The organism is Pantoea sp. PNT03 (genome assembly GCF_014852515.1).
In the GTDB taxonomy this organism is placed as follows: Bacteria; Pseudomonadota; Gammaproteobacteria; order Enterobacterales; family Enterobacteriaceae; genus Pantoea; species Pantoea leporis.
The window spans coordinates 169997-189433 of the sequence record NZ_JACVBT010000004.1 but is presented as its reverse complement, the minus strand read 5'-3'; the positions used below and the strand labels follow the sequence as shown (position 1 = coordinate 189433).

At 60.1% G+C, this 19437-nt stretch carries 28 protein-coding genes; 3 read left to right on the top strand and 25 right to left on the bottom strand.

What is annotated here, in order from left to right:
* Positions 1-49 precede the first annotated feature (49 nt).
* The 8 genes from IB226_RS15470 to IB226_RS15435 are packed head-to-tail and all read right to left on the bottom strand — an operon-like array spanning position 50 to position 7619.
* Positions 50-1150 carry a phage late control D family protein gene (locus IB226_RS15470; protein WP_192236256.1) on the bottom strand — a complete coding sequence of 367 codons (1101 nt, stop codon included), beginning with the start codon at positions 1148-1150 and terminating at the stop codon, positions 50-52.
* Positions 1147-1632 (bottom strand): phage tail protein, encoded by a 486-nt coding sequence (locus IB226_RS15465; RefSeq protein ID WP_192236254.1) that lies wholly within the window; start codon positions 1630-1632, stop codon positions 1147-1149. The genes IB226_RS15470 and IB226_RS15465 overlap by 4 nt, the downstream gene beginning before the upstream one ends.
* Positions 1629-4778 (bottom strand): phage tail tape measure protein, encoded by a 3150-nt coding sequence (locus IB226_RS15460; protein ID WP_192236252.1) that lies wholly within the window; start codon positions 4776-4778, stop codon positions 1629-1631. The genes IB226_RS15465 and IB226_RS15460 overlap by 4 nt, the downstream gene beginning before the upstream one ends.
* Positions 4771-4890, bottom strand: coding sequence for a GpE family phage tail protein (locus tag IB226_RS15455; RefSeq protein WP_071531062.1), 120 nt, complete (start codon positions 4888-4890; stop codon positions 4771-4773). The genes IB226_RS15460 and IB226_RS15455 overlap by 8 nt, the downstream gene beginning before the upstream one ends.
* Positions 4891-4904: 14 nt before the next feature.
* Positions 4905-5207, bottom strand: coding sequence for a phage tail assembly protein (locus IB226_RS15450; protein ID WP_009127631.1), 303 nt, complete (start codon positions 5205-5207; stop codon positions 4905-4907).
* Between the two features lie 54 nt (positions 5208-5261).
* Positions 5262-5777, bottom strand: coding sequence for a phage major tail tube protein (locus tag IB226_RS15445; protein ID WP_049850600.1), 516 nt, complete (start codon positions 5775-5777; stop codon positions 5262-5264).
* 12 nt (positions 5778-5789) lie between these two features.
* Entirely contained in the window at positions 5790-6959 is a 1170-nt protein-coding gene (locus IB226_RS15440) for a phage tail sheath protein (RefSeq protein WP_192236250.1), read from the bottom strand.
* 45 nt (positions 6960-7004) lie between these two features.
* Entirely contained in the window at positions 7005-7619 is a 615-nt protein-coding gene (locus IB226_RS15435) for a recombinase family protein (RefSeq protein WP_192236248.1), read from the bottom strand.
* 135 nt (positions 7620-7754) lie between these two features.
* On the opposite strand from IB226_RS15435, the gene IB226_RS15430 reads away from it, so the two are divergent.
* The gene (locus tag IB226_RS15430) at positions 7755-8150 is read left to right on the top strand and encodes a hypothetical protein (RefSeq protein ID WP_225608325.1); all 396 of its coding nucleotides are present in this window, start codon (positions 7755-7757) and stop codon (positions 8148-8150) included.
* A gap of 8 nt (positions 8151-8158) precedes the next feature.
* Positions 8159-8749, top strand: coding sequence for a tail fiber assembly protein (locus IB226_RS15425; protein WP_192236535.1), 591 nt, complete (start codon positions 8159-8161; stop codon positions 8747-8749).
* 32 nt (positions 8750-8781) lie between these two features.
* On the opposite strand, the gene IB226_RS15420 is transcribed toward IB226_RS15425, so the two are convergent.
* The 6 genes from IB226_RS15420 to IB226_RS15395 are packed head-to-tail and all read right to left on the bottom strand — an operon-like array spanning position 8782 to position 13087.
* Complete coding sequence (locus tag IB226_RS15420) at positions 8782-9189, bottom strand: tail fiber assembly protein (protein ID WP_192236246.1); 408 nt, start codon at positions 9187-9189, stop codon at positions 8782-8784.
* A gap of 9 nt (positions 9190-9198) precedes the next feature.
* Positions 9199-10656, bottom strand: coding sequence for a phage tail protein (locus tag IB226_RS15415; protein ID WP_192236245.1), 1458 nt, complete (start codon positions 10654-10656; stop codon positions 9199-9201).
* Positions 10653-11258, bottom strand: a complete 606-nt coding sequence (locus IB226_RS15410; RefSeq protein WP_192236243.1) for a phage tail protein I — start codon at positions 11256-11258, stop codon at positions 10653-10655. Before IB226_RS15410 ends, IB226_RS15415 begins: the two co-directional genes overlap by 4 nt.
* A complete protein-coding gene (locus IB226_RS15405; protein ID WP_192236241.1) occupies positions 11255-12169 on the bottom strand; it encodes a baseplate J/gp47 family protein in 915 nt (304 codons plus the stop codon). Before IB226_RS15405 ends, IB226_RS15410 begins: the two co-directional genes overlap by 4 nt.
* Positions 12156-12509: a GPW/gp25 family protein gene (locus IB226_RS15400; protein ID WP_192236534.1), complete on the bottom strand. Its 354-nt coding sequence runs from the start codon at positions 12507-12509 to the stop codon at positions 12156-12158. Before IB226_RS15400 ends, IB226_RS15405 begins: the two co-directional genes overlap by 14 nt.
* A complete protein-coding gene (locus IB226_RS15395) occupies positions 12509-13087 on the bottom strand; it encodes a phage baseplate assembly protein V (protein ID WP_192236239.1) in 579 nt (192 codons plus the stop codon). The genes IB226_RS15400 and IB226_RS15395 overlap by 1 nt, the downstream gene beginning before the upstream one ends.
* Before the next feature lie 81 nt (positions 13088-13168).
* Here IB226_RS15395 and IB226_RS15390 point away from each other — a divergent pair, with 81 nt between their 5' ends.
* Positions 13169-13843 carry a DUF6216 family protein gene (locus tag IB226_RS15390; protein ID WP_192236237.1) on the top strand — a complete coding sequence of 225 codons (675 nt, stop codon included), beginning with the start codon at positions 13169-13171 and terminating at the stop codon, positions 13841-13843.
* Positions 13844-13876: 33 nt separating this feature from the next.
* Here IB226_RS15390 and IB226_RS15385 read toward each other — a convergent pair whose 3' ends face one another.
* The 11 genes from IB226_RS15385 to IB226_RS15340 all read right to left on the bottom strand — a co-directional run bounded on the left by IB226_RS15385 (position 13877) and on the right by IB226_RS15340 (position 19337).
* Positions 13877-14323: a phage virion morphogenesis protein gene (locus IB226_RS15385; protein WP_192236235.1), complete on the bottom strand. Its 447-nt coding sequence runs from the start codon at positions 14321-14323 to the stop codon at positions 13877-13879.
* Positions 14316-14747: a phage tail protein gene (locus IB226_RS15380; RefSeq protein WP_192236233.1), complete on the bottom strand. Its 432-nt coding sequence runs from the start codon at positions 14745-14747 to the stop codon at positions 14316-14318. Before IB226_RS15380 ends, IB226_RS15385 begins: the two co-directional genes overlap by 8 nt.
* Entirely contained in the window at positions 14710-14952 is a 243-nt protein-coding gene (gene lysC, locus IB226_RS23270) for an Rz1-like lysis system protein LysC (RefSeq protein ID WP_255526500.1), read from the bottom strand. Before lysC ends, IB226_RS15380 begins: the two co-directional genes overlap by 38 nt.
* Entirely contained in the window at positions 14843-15271 is a 429-nt protein-coding gene (gene lysB / locus IB226_RS15375) for an Rz-like lysis system protein LysB (RefSeq protein WP_192236231.1), read from the bottom strand. The genes lysC and lysB overlap by 110 nt, the downstream gene beginning before the upstream one ends.
* Positions 15268-15783 (bottom strand): lysozyme, encoded by a 516-nt coding sequence (locus IB226_RS15370; RefSeq protein WP_192236229.1) that lies wholly within the window; start codon positions 15781-15783, stop codon positions 15268-15270. Before IB226_RS15370 ends, lysB begins: the two co-directional genes overlap by 4 nt.
* Entirely contained in the window at positions 15764-15976 is a 213-nt protein-coding gene (locus IB226_RS15365; RefSeq protein ID WP_009127601.1) for an HP1 family phage holin, read from the bottom strand. The genes IB226_RS15370 and IB226_RS15365 overlap by 20 nt, the downstream gene beginning before the upstream one ends.
* A 3-nt stretch (positions 15977-15979) precedes the next feature.
* Positions 15980-16183, bottom strand: coding sequence for a tail protein X (locus IB226_RS15360; RefSeq protein WP_192236227.1), 204 nt, complete (start codon positions 16181-16183; stop codon positions 15980-15982).
* Positions 16183-16647, bottom strand: coding sequence for a head completion/stabilization protein (locus IB226_RS15355; protein ID WP_192236225.1), 465 nt, complete (start codon positions 16645-16647; stop codon positions 16183-16185). The genes IB226_RS15360 and IB226_RS15355 overlap by 1 nt, the downstream gene beginning before the upstream one ends.
* Before the next feature lie 98 nt (positions 16648-16745).
* Positions 16746-17396, bottom strand: coding sequence for a terminase endonuclease subunit (locus IB226_RS15350; protein ID WP_192236223.1), 651 nt, complete (start codon positions 17394-17396; stop codon positions 16746-16748).
* A gap of 2 nt (positions 17397-17398) precedes the next feature.
* On the bottom strand, positions 17399-18460 hold the full coding sequence (locus IB226_RS15345) for a phage major capsid protein, P2 family (protein WP_192236221.1): 1062 nt from the start codon (positions 18458-18460) through the stop codon (positions 17399-17401).
* Between the two features lie 46 nt (positions 18461-18506).
* Positions 18507-19337, bottom strand: a complete 831-nt coding sequence (locus IB226_RS15340) for a GPO family capsid scaffolding protein (RefSeq protein ID WP_192236219.1) — start codon at positions 19335-19337, stop codon at positions 18507-18509.
* Between the last annotated feature and the right edge of the window lie 100 nt (positions 19338-19437).

Genomic DNA, 19437 nt, shown 5'->3' with positions numbered 1-19437 from the left:
ACCCCAATTGAGATGAATATTACTCAATTTATCTCTTTTGGGATAGCACTCATTCCATTTCAAGTAAATCTATTTTCACTTCAAGTTCAATACTTGTCGTATAACCGTTCTCCGCGCTCAGTCCGTGCGTTAGCGTCGTGATAATCCACTCCCCCGCATCAATCTGTTGTTTGAACCCGCTGACCTTCACCGGCATTTCCGTGTAGAGATCGGCCCGGCCACGTGCCAGCTGAATAGAGAACGTTGCCACCCCGCGCTGCAGCCGTTCCCACTGCATTTTGGCGGCGCGCTCGGCGTTGGCCCGGTTCGCATAGGTGCGGCTCAGCACCAGGACGTTTTCATCCGTGCCGATCAGATAGTCGCCCTGCTTTGCCTCCGACTCCTTCTTCTGCGCGGCGGGTTTGCGCCGCTTCCGCTTCACCGTCGCTTCCGGCTTTTTGTCTGGCTCGCGGGTGTGCAGCCAGCTTGCGATTACGCCGGTGTAGGCGTCACGGTCAGCCAGGGTAAAGCGATGGCCGTCGCCGTCTTTGCGCACGAGGGTGATGGCGGGCAGCACTTTACCGCTGGCCGTTTTACCCTGTCCCTGCCGGATAAACAGCAGGTTGCCGTCCTTGATGCACGCCACCGCGCCGCACTGTTTCGCCAGGCGCATCAAAAAGCTGGCGTCTGACTCGTTGGTCTGATCGATGTGATCGAGTGCCATTTTCGCCACGTCGTCGCCCATCGCCGTTTTGAGCTTGTGGCGCCCGGCAATCTCTTTCACCACCTCGCCGACGCTGGTCTGGTGCCACGACTTCTCGCGCTTCGTGTTCAGCGTCTGGCGGAAGTCCGCGCTGCGCGCGCGCAGGGTCAGCCGGTCCGGCGTGCCGCTGTGCTCGATTTCGTCCACGGTGTAGGTGCCTTTAGGGAAAAGCGCCTCCCCTTTCCAGCCCAGCGCCAGCGACAGCTCAACGCCCCGGCGCGGCATCAACAACTGGCCGTCCGCGTCGTCCAGCTCGATGTCCAGCTGGTCAGCCTCAAATCCGCGGTTATCGGTAAGCGTCAGGCTGATAAGCCGCTGCTCTATCTTCTGCGTGACGTCCGCTCCGGCAAGCGTCAGGCGAAACGCGGGCGCGTTCGCCTGCCCGTTAATCCAGCTGCCCGCCATCATGAGAACAGCCCGCCCACTGCCGCACCGACTTTACCGGCGGCGTCGGTGGCCGCGCCCTGCATGGCCGACAGCTGATCGCTGAGGCTGCCGAACATCTCATCCAGCGATTCGTCGGTGCGCTTCAGCGTGAGCGTGAACTCAATGCGGCGGCACACGCCGTTGCTGAAGAACTCCGCTTTGGTCTGGCTCAGGCTCTCGATCACGAACATGCCGTATATCGTGCCGCTGCCCTCAATCAGCGGCCACGCGCGCCCCAGCTCGGCAATCTGCTCGAGCGCAAACAGCGACAGCCTGCCGCCGGTAATTTCCGGCAGCAGCACGCCCGAAAGCGTAATGGTGTCGTTATCCGGGCCGAGGAACTGCAGCGCCGGGCGCACGCCCACGCGGCTGTTCGACGGGAAGCGCCAGCTGCGCTGGAGCTGCAGCTCCTGATACGGCACCGTCTTGAGCATGAAAACAAACAGGCCCAGCGTCATCATCATGATTCAAACCCTCCACGGTCACGGTAGCTGCTGCGGGCGCGGGACTGCGCCTGCCGCTCTTTTGCTTCCAGCCTGCGCATCACCTCGTCCACCACGTCCTGCGCGTTCTGGCCCGGCTGCTGCACGATGGTGATCGGCGCGTGAATGCTCACGGGCGCGGCGCTCATGCCGGACTGCTGGCGCGGTGCGTCCTGCCGGTACGCCTGCGCGGGCAGGCTCAGCGGGTGCAGCGGCTTCGCCTCGGCCGTTCCGGACGCAATGCCGAGCGTCATCGCCGCCATGGCCGCCAGCTGCGCGGTGCGTTTACGACTCGTTACGCTCACCGGCCCGCCGACGATTTCCGGCCCGTTCTCACCGACGACGCCAAACTGGCCCGTCGGAATGTTGCCGCCGGTGTCGTACATGCCCGCAAACGCCGGGAAGCCACCCGTGGGCAGCGTTACCCCGCCAGCGCTGACGCTGGCCGCTTTCGGCGGTTGCGGCAGCTTTGTGCCAGCCGCCGCCTTGCTGACGAGGCCGAACTTGTCCAGCAGCTCGCCGATCCCGGCCTTAAGAGAGTCAAGCGGGTGCATCACCATGTTCAGCCCGTCGGCCAGCGCCTGCCCGAACGCTTTGCCCTTCGCGGCGGCGCTGTCCAGTTCGGCCGCCGTGGACTGCACCGGCGTCAGCAGGTCTTTAAACCAGCCGAAAAGCGCCTGAACCTTATCGCCGATCCACTGGAAAACCGGCTGCAGCGGTGAAAACGCCTCGCTGATGGGACCGGCGGCGGCCCTGAAGCCGTCCACCACGCCGCCTAAAAAGGCCTTAATCGGTGCCCAGTATTTCCAGATAACCAGCGCCACACCGGCAAGCGCGGCGACGGCAAGCCCGACGGGACTCAGCAGCGCGCCGAGCGCCCAGATTACGCCGGTCAGCACCGTGCGCAGCAGCGCCAGCGGCGACTTCACCAGCCACATCAGCGCGCCACCGGCGCCGCGCACCGAGGCGGCCAGCGGGGCAAGAGCGGCACCGGCCAGACTGCGCACCTGCGCGCCGAGCGCTCGCACACCGGCCATCGGGTTACGGAAGGAGGCAACCAGCGTCTGCCCGGCGTCCTGCGCCTTCTCCTTGATTTTCTCCAGCGCCCCCTCGCGGAAGGCGTTGAGAATGCCGCCGCCCTCGTCGTCATCTTCACCGCCGCGCAGGGACGCCAGCGCGTCGCGGATTTTCTCCAGCCAGTTCACCGATTCCCCGGCCTCGCCGCCGCTGAACAGTGAGAACAGCTTTTTGATGCCGTCGCCGGACGACGCCAGACCGGGTGCCAGTTTTGCGAATGCCTTGCCCAGCCCGCCCAGCAGCGGCGAGAGCGTCGCCAGCCCCTTCAGGCCGAGCATGTTTAATCCGAAGCGCAGCATCAGTATCGGTCCCAGCACGGCGGCCATGCCCACGGCAAGCGTGCCGAGCGCCAGCGTAACCGTTGCCACCACGGCGGCGATTTTCATCAGCCTGCCGACCAGCTCCGGGTTCGACTCCACCCAGCGGCGCATAGTGCCGGTGACGCGCTTCACCGCGTCCATGATTTCCAGCAGCGGCTTGCGCAGCGTGTCGCCGAGGCTGCTCAGCGTGTTGGCCGCGCCGGTTTTCACCAGCAGCCACTGCGCGGACAGCGAGTCCTTGTTGATGTCGGACTCTTTCTGCATGGAGCCGCTGGCCGCGTTGCCCTGCGTCAGCAGCAGCTGGCGTCGCAGCTCCGGCATGTTGTTGGCGAGCTTCGCCGCGTCCTTGCCGAACTCCTTGCCAAATACCATGGTCATTGCGGTAAGACGCTTGTCGGCGGGCAGGTTGTTCACCTTTTCCAGCACGCGCTGAATGGTGCCCATGGCGTCCGTGGTCATCTGCTTCTCAATCTGTTTCGGATCGAGCTTCAGCAGCGCCATGCCGCCCATAAAGGACTTGCCCTGCATGGTGGCAACGGAGAGTTCGCGCACCATGGCGTTCGCCGCGCTGGCGGCGGTTTCCGCCGTCGCGCCGAGGCTGAGGAACGTGGAGCCGAGCGCGGCGGCCTTGCGGTAGTCCAGCCTGTCCGCCACGCCGCCCATGCGCTGCAGCACGTCGATAATGTCCGATCCCTTGGACATCGCGTTGTCGTCCAGGTAGTTGAGCGCGTCACCCAGCTGCTCAATGTTGCGGGTCGGTATTTTGTAGAGCTGCGCAATCTTGCCCAGCCCCTCGGCCAGCTCCCCGGCGGGCAGCTCAAACGCGGTGGACGCCTTTGCCGCCGTGGTGGCAAACGCCAGCAGATCGCGCTTCTGGTCCTCATAGGAATCGTTCTGGTTGGTCACGCCCATGCGCGCCCCGCCCTCGACCAGCGCGGCGTAGTCAATCGCGCCGTTGTCCATCGGCAGCTGCTCGCTGGCGGCCTTGATGGCGGCCTGCATGTCGTAGAACTGCGCCGTGCGGTTGCCGTCGTTGTCGCGCAGGCCGTTAACCTGCTTCGCCACGCCCTTCATCGCGTCTTCCATGTCCGCCGACGCTTTCACGGCGGCCATCACCGGCGCGCCCATCGCCAGCCCGGCGACGGTGGTCGCCGCACCGGCACCGGCAATTTTGTCGCGCACCTCAAGCGAGCGGGCGTGGCGCTCCCGCACCGCGTTGAGCTTTGCCTGCTGCTCGCCGAGCCGCTTCAGCGACTTCTGCTGGCGGTCGATCGCCGCGCGCGCGTCGTCGGCGCGGACCTTCAGGTCACGCTGTGCCTGGCTTAATTTTTTTGTATCAACGCCGGACCCGGTGAGCGCCGCACGCTGGCGCTGCACCGATCCCAGCAGGCCGTTATAGCTCTGCTGCAGCTCGCGCACGCGGTTCTTCGCCTGCTCCAGCACCCTCGCCTGCGCGGCGGTGGGCCGGTTGGTCTCACTGAACTGCGTCGCCAGCTTCGCCGCCTCTTCGCGCGCGCCCTTAAGATTGTTTGCGGTGATGGCAAGCTGTGAGCGGGCTTTGCGGAAGCCGTCGATGCGCGCGGCCTGCGCGTCTAAATCCTTCAGGCTGGCGCGCGCGGTGCGCAGGGAATCGGCCAGCTCGCGGGTGCTGGCCTTTGCAGAACGGAAGGGGCGGGTCAGTTTGTCTACCGCGTTAAGAACAACCTGCAGGCGCAAGTCTTTATCACTCATCGCTGGTCCCGTGTCGCATTATCGCCTTATGCCGCCACTCCAGTACCTCGGTCAGCGTCATGAACTCGGTAACGGACGGCGGCCAGTGAAAGACGGTGGCGATGTCCGCCACCAGATCGTCAACCGTCAGGCCGTCGCTAAATCCGACAGCACCGACTTCTTCAGTAAAAAAGTGACCACCTCAACCGACAGGCTCACCAGATCGGCGGGGTCCATCTCGGTGATTTCCTGCACGGTCAGTGCCGGGGTGGTGACGCGCGGCAGCACGGTGATCATGGCGTTCACGTCCATGTCCATCAGCGCCTGCAGGCGCGTGCCGCGCAGCGCGCCGGACTGCGGCTTGCGCACGATGACGCTCTTAATCTCGGTTTTCCCGCGCAAAATCGGGGTGTCCAGCTCAACGGTTTTTTCGGTGGTTTTGTCGGTCATGATGACGTCTCGCTAAAAGGGTAAAAGGCGGCAGGGTTTGCCCTGCCGGATTAATTACAGGCCGAGCGCGTTGCGGTGCGCTTCCATCAGGTCCGTGCCGTCCACGATGTGAACCATGTTCACCAGGTCAATCTCGTAGAGCACTTCGCCGTTGATGGTCAGCTTGGCGTAGCTGTTGGTGCCGGACACCTTGGTGGTGCTGGATTCACCGGTTTTCCACTCGCCGGAGTCCAGCTCCTTGTGGCGGCCACGCGTCACCAGCTCCACCGCCTGCACCTCGCCGGTGTCGTCGCGCTGAATGGAGCCGGTAAAGCGCAGCTGCACGCCGTCCACGGTTTGGGTGCCCATCTGTTTGAACAGCAGCGCCTCAACGCCGCCGCAGGTAAATTCCGTGTCCAGCGCGCCGTCGTCCAGGCCCATGTCGATGTCCACCGCACCGGCCATGCCCCCGCCGCGATACTTCTCGAACTTGCGGGTGATTTTTGGCAGCGTCACGGACTCGATCAGCCCCTGCCAGTTGTTGCCTGCGTTGAACAGGTTCAGGTGCTTGAGCTTGCGGGGTAATGCCATGGTTCAGTCTCCTTATGCGCTCACGCGGTTGCTGAAGTCGACCAGATACTGATCGGTGATGCGCTGGCGCAGCAGCAGGTTTTCCAGCGGCGGCACCGGCGTGTAGTCGTAGTCAATCAGCAGCTTGCCCGCCTTGAGCGTGTCCTTGTCGTTCACGCTCTCGTCAAGCCAGCAGTCCGCGCCGATGAGATAGCCCTGGCTCACGAGGCTGCGCAGCTTGGCGCGGATGCCCTCGATAATGTCGCGGGCCAGCGACGGGTTCAGCGGGCCGTCCACCGCCCACATGTGCGCCTCGGCCATGGTGTCGGCCAGCACCTGCGCGGTGCGGGTGTAGCACTCAAACGCAAACAGCGGGTCGTCGCTCAGGCAGCGCGAACCCCAGAAGCGGAAGCCGTCTTTACGAATAAGCGTGGTGATGTCGTTCTGGTTCAGCAGCCCGGAGTCGGTGGCCGGATCCTGCAGGTCCCAGAACACGTCTTTTGAGATGCCGGTGACGCCGTTCACGCCGACGTTCGACAGGGATTTGTGCCAGCCGGTCTGCTCGTCGATTTTGGCGCGCAGGCCGAGCGCACGGGCGGTGGCGAAGGCCGTCGCGTCCGCCTTCAGCACGGTGTCAAAGTTGATGAAGTCAGGCCAGATGAGCATGCCCTCGCGCTGGCTGAAGTTCGCGCGGTAGGCAATCGCCTCTTCCACGCTTTTACAGCCGTACGCCGACAGGTAGGCAAAGCCGCGCAGGCTCTGCGCCACGCTCAGCAGCTCGGTTGCAACGGCCTGCGTGTCATGGCCCGGCACGCCGAGGATGCGGGGCTTGACGCCGCACACCGCCTGCGCGGCCAGCAGGGCCTTCATGCCGGTGCGCTGGCCGTCGGTCACGCCGCCGATGATGTTGGCGGTGGTTTCGGCTTCCGTTTCGCCCTGCGGCACGCGCACGACGACGGTGACGGGTTTCGCCTGGTCGGCGATGGCGTCCAGCGATCGCGCCAGCGTGCCGGACTCGCCCGCCTTGCCGCTCGCGGTGAGGACGTCGGTCAGCAGTACCGGACGATTAAGCGGGAACGTGGCCGCGTCGGCGTCATCGCCGGTGCAGACCATGCCGACAATCGCCGTGCTGATGGTGGTGATGGTTCGGGTGCCCTCGTTGATTTCCTCAACGCGCACGCCGTGGTGATAATCCTGTGCCATATGGCGGTTCTCCTGTGAAGGGGTTCCGCTATGGTCGGCGCTATGTCACTTCGGGGCACTGATTTGCTGTTGTATGGGTAATGACACAACGGACGAGCGCAGCGCCCGTTGCTCTGAGGCGGGAATGTAGCGATATAGCGTTTTAACCGATACGCCGATCACCAGTGACACCTGGAGAAGCGTGGCCCCCTGCGCCAGCATTCGCCGGGCGCGCTCCGTGATTTCCGGCGTCATTAGCCGCCGCCTGCCACCAATGCGACCTTTCTCGCGGGCGGCTGCCAGACCGGCGCGGGTTCGTTCCACGATTAGCTCACGCTCCATTTCGGCAAGCGCGCCCATCACGTGGAAAAAGAATCGCCCCATGGGCGTGCTGGTATCAATGCTGTCCGTCAGGCTGCGAAAGTTAACGCCCCGCTCGCGTAGCTCCTCGGTCAGCATAACCAGATGCTGCATGCTGCGCCCCAGCCGGTCGAGCTTCCACACTATGAGCGTGTCGCCCTGTCCCAGCGTGCGCAGCGCCTTCTTAAGTCCCGGCCTGTCGCGGGATTTCCCGCTAATTTTATCCTCCAGAATCAGGTCGCAATTTGCGCTTTTCAGCGCGTTGCGCTGTAAATCCGTATTCTGCTCATTTGTTGATACCCTGATATAGCCAATCAGCATGGACTCATTCCGTTAAAAGCCGCGAAGTGTGCCAGCAGGCCGCCAATAAGTGCCAGGAGTATCTTTCTCAAAAACCTTGGTTTAGGCGAAGGCTCGCCCGTCATCGGATCGCCATTCCCATGGCCTCACACGAAAATGCCCAATGAACTGTTTGAATCAATGTCTGGCATGGTGTTTTTAAAAAGTAACGGTGCAAGCTTCAGCAGCACGCTATACCCGAAGCTGGCGCTGGCTTATCCGGGTTTAAAACTTGCAGATCTTCGAGGCGAATTTATTCGTGGCTGGGATGACGGGCGCGGTGTGGATAGCGCAAGGGGGCTGCTCTCCTCTCAGGAGGCAACGGGGGTTGCCGTCACGCTCGGAGGGTTTAGTGGTTATAACGGTATTGATATCGAGGATTTTGAAACTGGTAAAGTCCATCCAAGCTATGCCGTATATACCGCGCAGACTACACAGACGTCCCTTGGCACGACTTACCGCAAGGTTCGCCCGCGAAACATCGCGTTTAACTATATCGTGAGGGCCGCATAATGACCGCAGTGAAAAGAGTCACGCTGGACAACAACGGACTGGCAGCAGAATCAGGAATGATGACGGTTTACAGCTATGATCCTGAAACCGGCCTGTGTACGGGCTCATCGTACGAGTATCTGACGCAGGGTGTCGGCATTCCGGCTAATTCTACAAGCGACGCGCCGCCCGTCTCAGAATCCGGCAAAGTATGCGTTTATATCGATGGCAGCTGGCTGCAGAAAGACGACCATCGAGGCGAAACGGTCTACTCCGTTTCTGATGGCTCGGCAATAGAAATAGCAGAGTTAGGCGATTATCCGGCGGGCGTTACGCTGATTGAGCCTGCAACCGTATGGGATAAGTGGGACGGGGAAAAATGGGTAACTGATGCGGATGCGCAGCAGGCTGCCGATGTGAAGAGCGCCGCCGGGCAAAAATCTGCGCTCATCAGCGAGGCTAACGGCGTAACTCAGGCATGGCAGACGCAGCTACTGCTAGGGATTATTACGGACGAAGACAAAGCCTCGTTAACTGAATGGATGAAATATATTCAGGCCGTACAGGCGGTTAATGTTCAGGAGGCACCGACTATTAACTGGCCGCAGAAACCGCAGTAATGAAAAAGCCCGCAATCGCGCGGGCTTAATTTTCAAGCAGGCTTTTGAGGCCAGATAATATCTGACGGGGCCGAGGTATCGACGCGGTTCAGCTGCACCCGGTAAGTTTTCCACTCGCTCAGCAGCGTTTTTTCACTCTCCGTGGCAATATCCAGTTCGACCGCATCCTGCAAGGGCTGAATAACATAATCTGCGTCCGCTCTTAACCCGTTTTTTTTGTCTTCAGCCTGCACAATCAGCTCCTGCTCCGTTGGTGCGGGCGGATCGGAAAGTCTGGGTTTTCCGTTTGCCGTCGCGGTAATCACTTTCCCGTTTGCCTGCCCGTCGCACAGTTTTTGCCAGGCTTCATCGGTAATGCTGACCACATCGGCCGGCATGTCGCTTCCGTGGATTTCTGAGGAATAAAACCCGCCGGTCGCTGCACTGTAAAATTTCGCCATGATTGCCTCTTAATATCCAATTGCCAGCCACTGGCAGCCTGTTACGCCCTGTATGAATGTTGTGCCGCTCAGTGTCACCGCCCGGATCCCCACGCCCGTCAGGGTAGGATTAGCCGGGCCATGCACGGTAAAGTTAGTGGAACTCCACGAAGTGGTACTAGCGTCCCCAGCCCATGCCCTGAGAAAGGCTTTAGTAAACGCTACCGGGAAAGTGACCTGACCTGCTCCGTTAGACATGGATATAGAACCCCACTGAATAATCAGCCCACCGGGAACATCCGGGATGCGGATATAGTCATTAGCTGCAAATGCGCGCTTGCTAAACATACTCATGACGGCGTCAACGGTAGGAAGCTTATTTCCGCCTGCAACCATGTCGGATACCGCAGCTGCAACCCCGCGCTTTGCTGCTTCGCCTAAATCAAGGTTTGCGAGAAACGCCGGGACGTTCGCGATATCGCTGCCGTTCTTGCTGATGTCCATCTTTCCGGCGAGTGCTGTGGTCATCGTAGTGGCAAAGTTCGGATCGTTGCCGAGCGCCGCCGCCAGCTCGTTCAGCGTGTCCAGCGCCGCTGGTGAGGACGCTACCAGCGCAGAAATGGCTGATTTCACAAACGCCGTGGTCGCCAGTTGCGTGTTATTCACCGACTGCGCCGCCGTCGGCGCGGTTGGCGTGCCGGTCAGCGCGGGGCTTGCAAGCGGGGCTTTCAGCGCCAGCGCATTAGCGATGGTGGTGGCAAAGTTCGGATCGTTATTGATGGCCGCCGCCAGTTCTTTGAACGTGTCCAGCGTACCCGGCGCGCCGGAGGTCAGCACCTGAAGCGCCGCCATCACAAAAGCGGTATTGGCAATCTGCTGCGAGTTATTGCCCGCTGCTGCCGTTGGCGTTTTCGGCGTGCCGGTAAGCGTCGGGCTTTCCTTTGGCGCGTACTGCGTGTGCGGGTCGGCGGCGGCGAGGTGCTTCACCATCAGGTCGTCCACGTACACCTTCAGTTCCAGTACTTTGTCATCAACGTATTTACGGGTCGCCAGCACCACCGCCGGGTCGATTTTCAGCGTGATGGTGTCGGTGCTGCTGGTAATCAGCACCATGCGCACAGTCTGCGTGCGCCCGCTGCCTTCGGCCAGCTGCGGCTTGTAGCTCTCCGGGCAGTTGCCGACGGCAATCAGCGCGCCCGTGTCGTCGAACAGGCCGACCTCACGGATCCACCATCCGCCCTCGGTTTCCGGGATAACCTGCTCGGCAATTATCTGGCTGCTGTTCTGCGGGTCGATATACAGCATGTTCAGGTCAGCGCGGCGCTTTTCCGCAATCAGCTTCGTCTGCTGCGCGCTCGGCGTGGGCAGCACGCCGCCGCCGTCGCCGACGGCCATCTGCGTAATTTTCAGCGGCACGCCGAGGGCGGCAGCGCTGGCAAGCTTTGCCGCGCCAATGTCCGTCAGCAGGGTGTAAAATTTTGCGCTCATGGGTTCACTCTCACTGTGTCAATAATGTGCAGCGCCCCGCCTTCGTACGCGGTGCCGCCGGAAATAATGGTTTCGTTGATGTAGGGATAAACCGTGATTTCTTCGCCGATGTAGGTGCCTGCGCCGACAAAATAGGGGCCGCTGGTCTGCAGGTTGATGGACATCCCGATCAGATGGCGGCTGCACGGCTTGGCGTCGCTGATTAGCCGCTCCAGCTCCTGATAGGTTTCCTCCGTAATGCCCTCATCCTGCACGCCGATGTCCAGGCGAAACGTGCCGGGCGCTTCCCCGTTCTTCCACCACTCAATCACGCGGATCAGAAATCCGAACGGCTCCACCACGCGCCGGATCGCGCTGATGGTGCCCTTGTGCTGATGGATGTAAAACGCGTCCGTCACCACCTTACGCTTCACGCTTTCCGCCCAGCTTTCGTCCCAGCGGTCCACCGAAAACGCCCAGGCTAGATAGGGAAGGAAACTTACCGGGCAGCTGTCCGGGTTCCACAGGTCGCGCAGCGGCACGTTCAGGCCGGAGATTCCGGCGCACGCCTGCGCGAGACGTCGCTCAAGCGCGGATGAACCGGGCGGTAACAGGCTGTTCATGCCATCACCCCGTCATCCGCCACGCTGATGTCCGTGCGGGTGCAGTTGCCCGCCTGCGTGCGGTCCATGATGATGTCCTCTGCCGGTTCGGTGATGTCCACCCAGTCCACACCGGCCACGCGCAGCACCGCCCCGTAAGACTCTCGGCGTACGCTGCGGCCCAGCTTTTTCTGCTCGGTGAGGTAAGCGGCCAGCCGCGCGTTTGCCGCCTCCAGACAGGGCGCGGCGGCCACGCCGTCAAACAGGTGCAGCTTCGCCTGCACGCGATAGTCGTTAATGGTTGCAGCCTGCACGGTGACGCGGTCCGCCACCGGGCGCACGCTGTCGTCATTCAGCGCTTTGTCCACTGTACTCAGTAAATCATCGGGCGCCGCGCCGTTGCCCTCGCGGCTCAGCACGGTAACAAGCACCGTCGCCGGAGACGGGCTGATGGCGGACACGTCCTGCACCCGCCCGTCCGCGCTGCGGGCGTGAAACTCGTAGGCCGCCGTCGGACCGGCAACCGATAACCCCTCAAACGCCTCCGGCACGCGCACGCGCAGCGCGTCGTCGGATTCCATCACCGCGTCCACCGGCGGCACGGCGTCCGGGTTGGCCGGTGTAACGGTCAGGCGCTGCACGTTACTGCGCGCGGCCAGCTGGTCGAGGTCGCTGCCGAGCGCGTAAGCCACCATGACGGCCTGCGCCGCCTCGTTGATGCGCTGGCGCAGCAGGATTTCCCGATAGACGTTTTCCTGCAGGCACTTAACGACTGGATCGGACTCCAGCGCCAGCACGCGGCGCATGGCATCCTGCTCGTCCGTTGGATAGAGCGCAATCAGCGCTTCCTTGCGCTCGGCCAGCAGCGTTTCAAAGTCCGGCACCTCAATCACTTCCGGTGCGGGCAGCTGCGAAAGGTCAATTACTGCCACTGTTCACCCCCGTTGAAACGGACATTGCCAGCGGTGAGCCATCGGCGCGCTGGCCGGTCAGCTCAACCACCATGGAGCCATCAAATGCGCTGGTTATGTTCAAAGAGCTGAGGCGTATACGTGGCTCCCAGCGGCTCAGCGCCGTGTATGCTGCCGCCATCACCTGAAGGCGCACCACGTCATTCTGCGGCTGGTCAATAAGCACCGACAGCAGCGAGCCGTATTCCCGTCGCCCGATGCGGCTGCCCTCCGGCGTGATCAGGATGTCGCGCACGCTCTGGCGGATGTGCTCGGTGTCGGTAATGGCTTGGCCCGTGTCGCGGTTCATGCCGAGATACATCAATGTGGACCTCCTGACATATCGCCGCCGGATTTCACACCGTCATGGGCGTGAGCATCTGCTACTACGCCGTTAGAACTCATCTTGCCGCCGCCCTGCGTCACGTCGCCGTTAATCACGGTCTGGCTGTTAATCAGCGTCCGCCTGGCATCAACGCCCAGCTGGTCGGTGATCAGCTGGATGCCGTCGGCGGCCTCAATGCGCACGCTTTTGATGTTCTTAATCAGCAACTGGCCGGTGTCCGGCTCGTACTGGAACCAGCCGCCGTCGTTGAACACGGTTGTGCTGCCGTTCTCTGAATAATCGGGTGGCGGGAAGGCGTCGGAATAAATGGCCGGCAGCGCAAAGGCGGTTTCGAGATTGCCGCCGAGGCTCAGCAGTACAACCTGCTCGCCGATGGAGGGTTGCCACCACGTGCGGGTATTACCGGCACGGCAGGTGAGCCAGTTAATCCAGTTGGTTTCCAGATCGCCCGTTTTCACCCGGCACAGCCAGTTGACCGTGTCCACATCGGACACGGTGCCGGTGCGGATCAGGTTGGTGATAAGGCGCATAATTTCGGTGAGTTGTGCATTCATAGATGTAGCTTGATCTATTTAAAACATTTTTATAAACAAATATGATTGTTTGAGCATTCACACAAAGACATGGAGTTCATTTTGAATAGTATTGGTTTTCTTAGCGTATTAAACACAAGTTTCTTCACCGCTCTTATTCCATACTTATTGAGTGCAATAGCATTATTGTATAAATGGTTGCACAAGAAACCAGACAATGACGGTGGTTATTTTTCTAAGGCGGGTGTTAAGCCTTACGAGTTGAAACTAAGCTTTACAAGGTTCGATTTTTGGAAAACTAATGCATTGGATAAAAAACATAAAACTGTTTATTACATCATTATTTTAATCTTATTCCTTACCATAGGAGGATGTGCATACTTAGGCTCTGATACCATAAAAAAACAACCAGATAATAACGCCGCATTAGTCCTGATCAAAACAAAAGAAAAATTCCTCTTAAGTTATGATGAAGCAGTGAATTTTCCCGGTGAAAAAAACTGGAAATTAACAACTGATGATTGCTACTCTGATTTATACGACAACCTTGCAGCAGAAAGAAAAATATCGTCTTATCTAGTCCATTCCATTTGTAGTAGAATTGGATTGCGTAATGAAAAGGATGGAATCGAAAAAAGGATAAAGGCCACACAAACAGACAAACAAATATCATTGTTTATTTGTTTTTCATTTATATTATTTATGCTCTATGTTCTTGTTGGATTACTAACTGACATTAACATTCACAATAAAGTAGCGCGATACAAAATGAATTAATTTTATTTGTTGATCAAATGAGCATGACAACAATTAGCCCTCAAGCCAGCGCAGCAGCGTTTCCTGTATCAAGTTCTCCACTTCGCTGCTGATCCCTAGCAGCGGTCGCTCCGCATACTTAACTACAGTGCCGCGCCGGTTTACCCGATCCCGCAGGCCGTAATGGTGCACGCGGACCAACTTCTGCACGCCGGGTACAAACGCAATTTCCGCCTGATTTGCGTTTGCCTGCGCTTTGAGATATTTCGCGGTTTTCAACTTCGCAAACATCTTGCGGCGAATGCGGCCTGGCTTGGTCCGGGCGGTGACGCGTCGCGGCTCCCATGCGGTGCCGTCCGGGCTACGCTGCAGCGTGATGTTGTTCTGCTGGATCCGCCGAACATCGCGCGCCACCTCGCGCAGCATCTTGGTTCTGGCTGCGGGTTCCAGCTGCGCCAGTAACGCATTCAGCCAGGCATCAATCTCGTGTAGTTCAGCCATGATTACTTGCCCAAAACTCGTCCGGCGCTTCCGGCTCCGGCACGGCCTCAACCGACATCACGCCGTCCACTTCCTTCGCAATCACACGCTCCGTTAGCTTCAGATTCATGCTGATGTCGCAGCGGTCATTGCCGAGAATGTCCGCCTCAAAGGTGAAAAGTCGCTCCCGGTCGCTGGCGTTCTGCAGGGCGTCCGGCTGGTTGACGCCGAGCCAGAATAAAACGGGCGCCATCAGCAGATTCTGGTCGCCGGTGAAGTCCGTCACCACCACGTTCAGGGTGTAGCGGTACTCCCATGAAATCGACGTGGCGGACGTGGCAACCACCGCGCCGTTATCTACGAACAGGTGAAGGCGGTCCGGATTGTCGGCTACGTAGGGCACGGCTTTATTCAGGGCGTTTCGCAAGGACTGCGGCTTGTTCATCGTCTTTATCCTGACAGCTGATGATGGTGTCTACCTTATCGGCGCAGGCCGCCCAGGCGGCCTCGGTGTCGTCCAGCTGCGCCAGCAGATCGCCGTTACGGCGCGGTGCGGCTGCGTCCAGGCGGCACGGGGTGATTCGCGGACAGCCACTCACGGTAAGACTGACCTCCGGTGAGGGCCGGACGCTGGCGCAGCCGGATAACAGGTTCAGGCAAATCGGCATCAGCCCAGCGGCGAAGCTCGTCATTTTCACGTTTCAGTTCCTCAATGGTGCGCTGCCGGTCACGCAGCAGCGTGCCGTTCTGCTCGGCGGCGGCGTAAAGCTGCGTCTGCGCCCGGCTGCTGGTCTGCGTCAGAATATTGAGGGCAATCAGCTGGCCGTTTTTCTGCGACAGCTTTTTACCCTGCGCGGCTAAATCCTTCACCTGCGCGTCGATTTTGTTGTGGGCGGTGCTGAGCCTCCACGACTGCACGCCAAGCGCGGCAATCAGAACAAGCACCGCCGCCGCCAGCGTGCGCATCATGCTTTCACTCCTTTAAAGCACCACGCCAGCTCGCGCTGACGCCGGTTATCCAGCCCCTGATTGAATACGCCCTTTACGTACACCCAGCGCGGCAGCTGATAGCACGCATCGCGCCAGCGTTCCTGTTTGATGAGCGCCACCATGGTTGAACCGCAGGCGTTGCCGGTGCCGACGTTAAACGCCAGCGACACCAGCGCGTCGTAGACCGGCTGCGGCATCGAAACCGCAGCACAGCGCGCCAGTGCCGCCTCAACGCGCAACACGTTGGTGATGAAGTTGCCCGCCGCCTGCCGCTCGGTGATGGTCCGGCCCGGTACTACGCCGACGGTGTTACCTATGCCGTCTGTCCACTTGCCCGCGTCGCACAGGTATGGCTTCAGACGGCAGCCCTCATAATCGGCGATTAGCTTCAGCCCTTCGACGGAGGTGTGCAGCTGCGGGAAACCCGGCAGCGTCGCCGCAATGGCCAGCACCGCGCCAACGGTACAGCGCTTAGCGGTTTGCAGATTCATATTCCTCCCGCGTGATACGCCCAGCGGCCAGCAGCTGATAGGTTTTGCGCTTGTAGTACCAGCTGATGATCGCCATCAGCAGGCCGATTAAAACCCCGGCCACGGTTGAAACGTCTTTCAGCGACATGTCGCCCAGCCATGCCATACCGACAGCAATAAACCAGACGATCCCGGCGCGGATTCTTTCCCACATAATTCAGTCCCAAAGCTGGACGGCCTGCACGGTGGCTGCCGTCGTCACGTCCGGCAGCTCCACCTCCAGCCCGTGCGGTAAACAGGGGCCGTGCTCCGCCAGCCCCGGATTCGCCTGCAATACCTGCTCCGTCATGCCCTGGGTGCGCCCGTAGTGACGCCAGCAGATTTCGTCCACCGTGTCGCCCTGCTGCGCGCGCACTTTCATCAGATAAGCTCGACGGTGCAGTGCGGCGCGTTCTGCACGCGGCTGACTGCCCAGCGCGCGTCGCGCCACAGGTCGCCGGTGGCGTCTGCCAGTTCCTCACCACGCTTGGTCGCGGCAGCAGTGGCGTCATAGTCCTGATAGCGCTCGTTCAGCACCGCGCGCGCCCAGCACCACACCGCATTTTCGTAATGATGCAGGCGCACGCTGCGCCCGTTAAGCTGCTCTGCCGGTAAGTCGGCCAGACCGTTAAAGCCGCGCAGCTCCTGATGTTCGCGCCACGGGTACAACTCGGCGTTGACCTCCGCCATTGCGGTGAGCACCACCTGCTTCAGGCGCTGCGGCGTCACGGTGCCGTCAACGCGCATGACGCTGCGAAACGTCGCCAGATCGATGTCCGGCCAGAATGAGTTGTTGGGGATAATTTCCGGCGTTCCCGTCGCCTTTTCCGGCGCTACAAATTGCATGCCTTATTTCTCCTGAATAGGTGGGCGGTGGACGGGGTTTTGATGCGGTGCTGCCTGTCGCCACCCCGTGCCGCCCCGCGCGTGGGCACGTCCGGTTATCAGCTGGCGTTGCGGATTTTCCGCTCCAGCTGCTCAATGTCTTTTTTCACCCCGCAGCGCTCGTCGAGCTGCATGGCCTGTTGCAGATGGTTAAGCGCAGAAACCGGCTGGCTTTCGCGTAGCACCCAGCCAAGTGACTTGTGCAGACGGGCGCGCGACTGATCGGGCATATCCAGATCGCCGATCATGTCGAGCGTCTGCATCAGCAGGTCGGGGTCAAAGTCGGTTTTTGCCACAAGGGCGTTTTTGGCGGCGTCGGCCATCTCCTCGGCCAGCAGCGTCTGCACGTTGCGGTTAAAGCCCTGCGGCATTGACCAGCCGTGGCGGATGGCATGGCGGCCAATGGTGAGCGCACCGGCATAATCACCGGCATCAACGCGCCAGAGCATCACGTACATCAGCACGTCATCCTGCTGCGCGCCGTCGGCGGCCAGCACGCCGTTCACCCACTGCACGTATTTCGGCAGGACTTCTACCTTGATTTCTGCCTTCTTCACGGTGGACTGAATGCCCTTGAGGCGGCGGCGGTCCTCGCCGAGCTGCATCAGCATCAGGTCATAGCCTTTTAAGTGGCTGCCATTGCCGCCCTTGCGGGCGGCCTCCTGTGCCAGAACATATTGCGTGTGCCGCTGAAAAGGACTCATCGCCATGCTTATGCCTCTGCGCCGCTGGCCGCCGCTGCGGCGAATTCGCCCATTTCAATGTTCTCCACCAGGCAAACGCATTCGTAATCTTCAACCACGTACGCCTCGTTGACGGACTCGAAATTCTCAACACGATCGCGTTTAGGGTTGTCGATAACGGCACGGCGGCGGCTCTCGTCCTGCCAGTAAATAGAGAGATTGTCGAGGCGGGTGATCAGCAAGGCATCTACCGGGAAGTAAGGCGCGCGCACGGCCTGTAAGCCGCCCATACGTTTCTGGCTGATAATGAGATCAGCGGCGAGAGCCTCAGTGTTTGGCTGCTGCTGATTGACCAGTGGGAAATATTTATCGGCCAGCAGACCGCGACCACAAACCACCACCAGATCGGTGTCGTCCTGATACTGAACGCCAATTTTGCGGTTAACCGCATCCATCACCAGCGCGTCCAGATTCGCAAAGTCACCGTTTTTACCGACGCGAACGGAAGAAGACAGGCTGCCGTCATCCTGCGGAATGCCCTTAATGACATGCACCGGTGATTCCTGGCGGATTTTCTCCAGCCAGCCAATGTTGACGTCCTGCAACAGCGGGTTTTCTACGCGGTTTGAGGTTTTCTCACGCTTCACGCCGTTGAAGCCGATCATGATGCGGTCCAGCGCTTGACGCTGGATGATGGCGTCACGGATGCGGGTCTGAAAGTCCTGGAACTTCGCCCACAAATCCAGCTTCGCATAAGGTAACGCGGTATCGAAATTGGTCTGGGTGCACTTGTATCCTGTGCCATCGATATAAGTCGGATCGGTCGGCTGGCGCTCCTGCGAAGAGGTATCCGTGGTGCCTGCAATGGTCGAACCCACGCCAAGCCCCAGCACTTCGCCGGACTGCTCATCTACCGGGATGATATTGATCATCTGCAGGAATGCGGCGGACTCCTGAATTTTGCTTTCAAGCTTCTGCGCAACGGACGGCTCGACGGTGAATTTCGCGCTGATGTCCGGCACGGCCACATCGTTAAGCTTCGCGAGCTGGGTGAGGAAAGCATTGAATTTGAATCGGGTCGTTTTTTTCATCGTTCAGTTTCTCTGAAATCGGTTAGGTAATGTGGAGCGACCTGTATCAGCAGTCGGTCAGGTTTTCACTGGCGCCACTACCGCCCGGCGCACGCTGGCGATAATCGGCGCGGCTGTCTTCGCGGCCCAGCTGCTGCTTCAGTTCGGTAAAATCATTCACCTGCGTTTCCAGCAGGGATTCCAGCTGGCTCAGGCGTTTCTCCTGTTCATCCAACGTCTTGTCGGTGCGGGCGCCGTAGTCCTGGTGTTCAGTGGCAACCAGTTCCACCGCCTTGTGCACGTCAGAAATTCGTGCGTCGTCGGATAGCTGCTTTTTGCTGAATAGCGCGGTGATGCGGGTAAACAGCGCTGGCTTGTCCTCCACCTCTTCAAGCTCGATCTCGGTTTCGGTGGCGGCGGTGAACAGGTTTTCCGGGTGCTGTTTGCGGTTCGCCAGCGGGTTGTGTTGTGCGTTGGCGCTGAAGGCCAGCATTTCGGTGCCAAGGCTTGCCGGATCGTCAGTAGCAGCCAGGCCAACCAAGTAGGCTTTGCCGGTGTCGGCAAACTTGGTACTGACTTCCATAGAGGTGAAAAGCTTCTGGCCCTGCTTCACCAGCGCCACAAGTGAATCCGTCGGCAGGATGTCGGCATACAACGCCAGCTTTCCGGCCAGCGGACCGTCGGTGATCTCCTCCGTCCCCAGCGCGCTTACCGTGCCATAGCGGTTAAAGGTGCTGTCCGGTGAGTACGATTTGATGTGCTCCAGATTGATGGTCGCGGTGTAAACCGCTGGGTTGTAGGTGGCGGCCATCTGCACCAGCCATTCGCGGGAAATTTCGCGTCCGTCCGTGGTGGCACCTTCCACCCCGATACGAAAACGCTTTGCTTTAACTGCCATAGATCAGGCTCCGTTGGGTAAATCGCTTTGAAGCCTTATGTTTGCGGTTCAGAGGGGGGCGAAACAACGCGGGCACGTTGTGCGGGCAGCCACACAACGG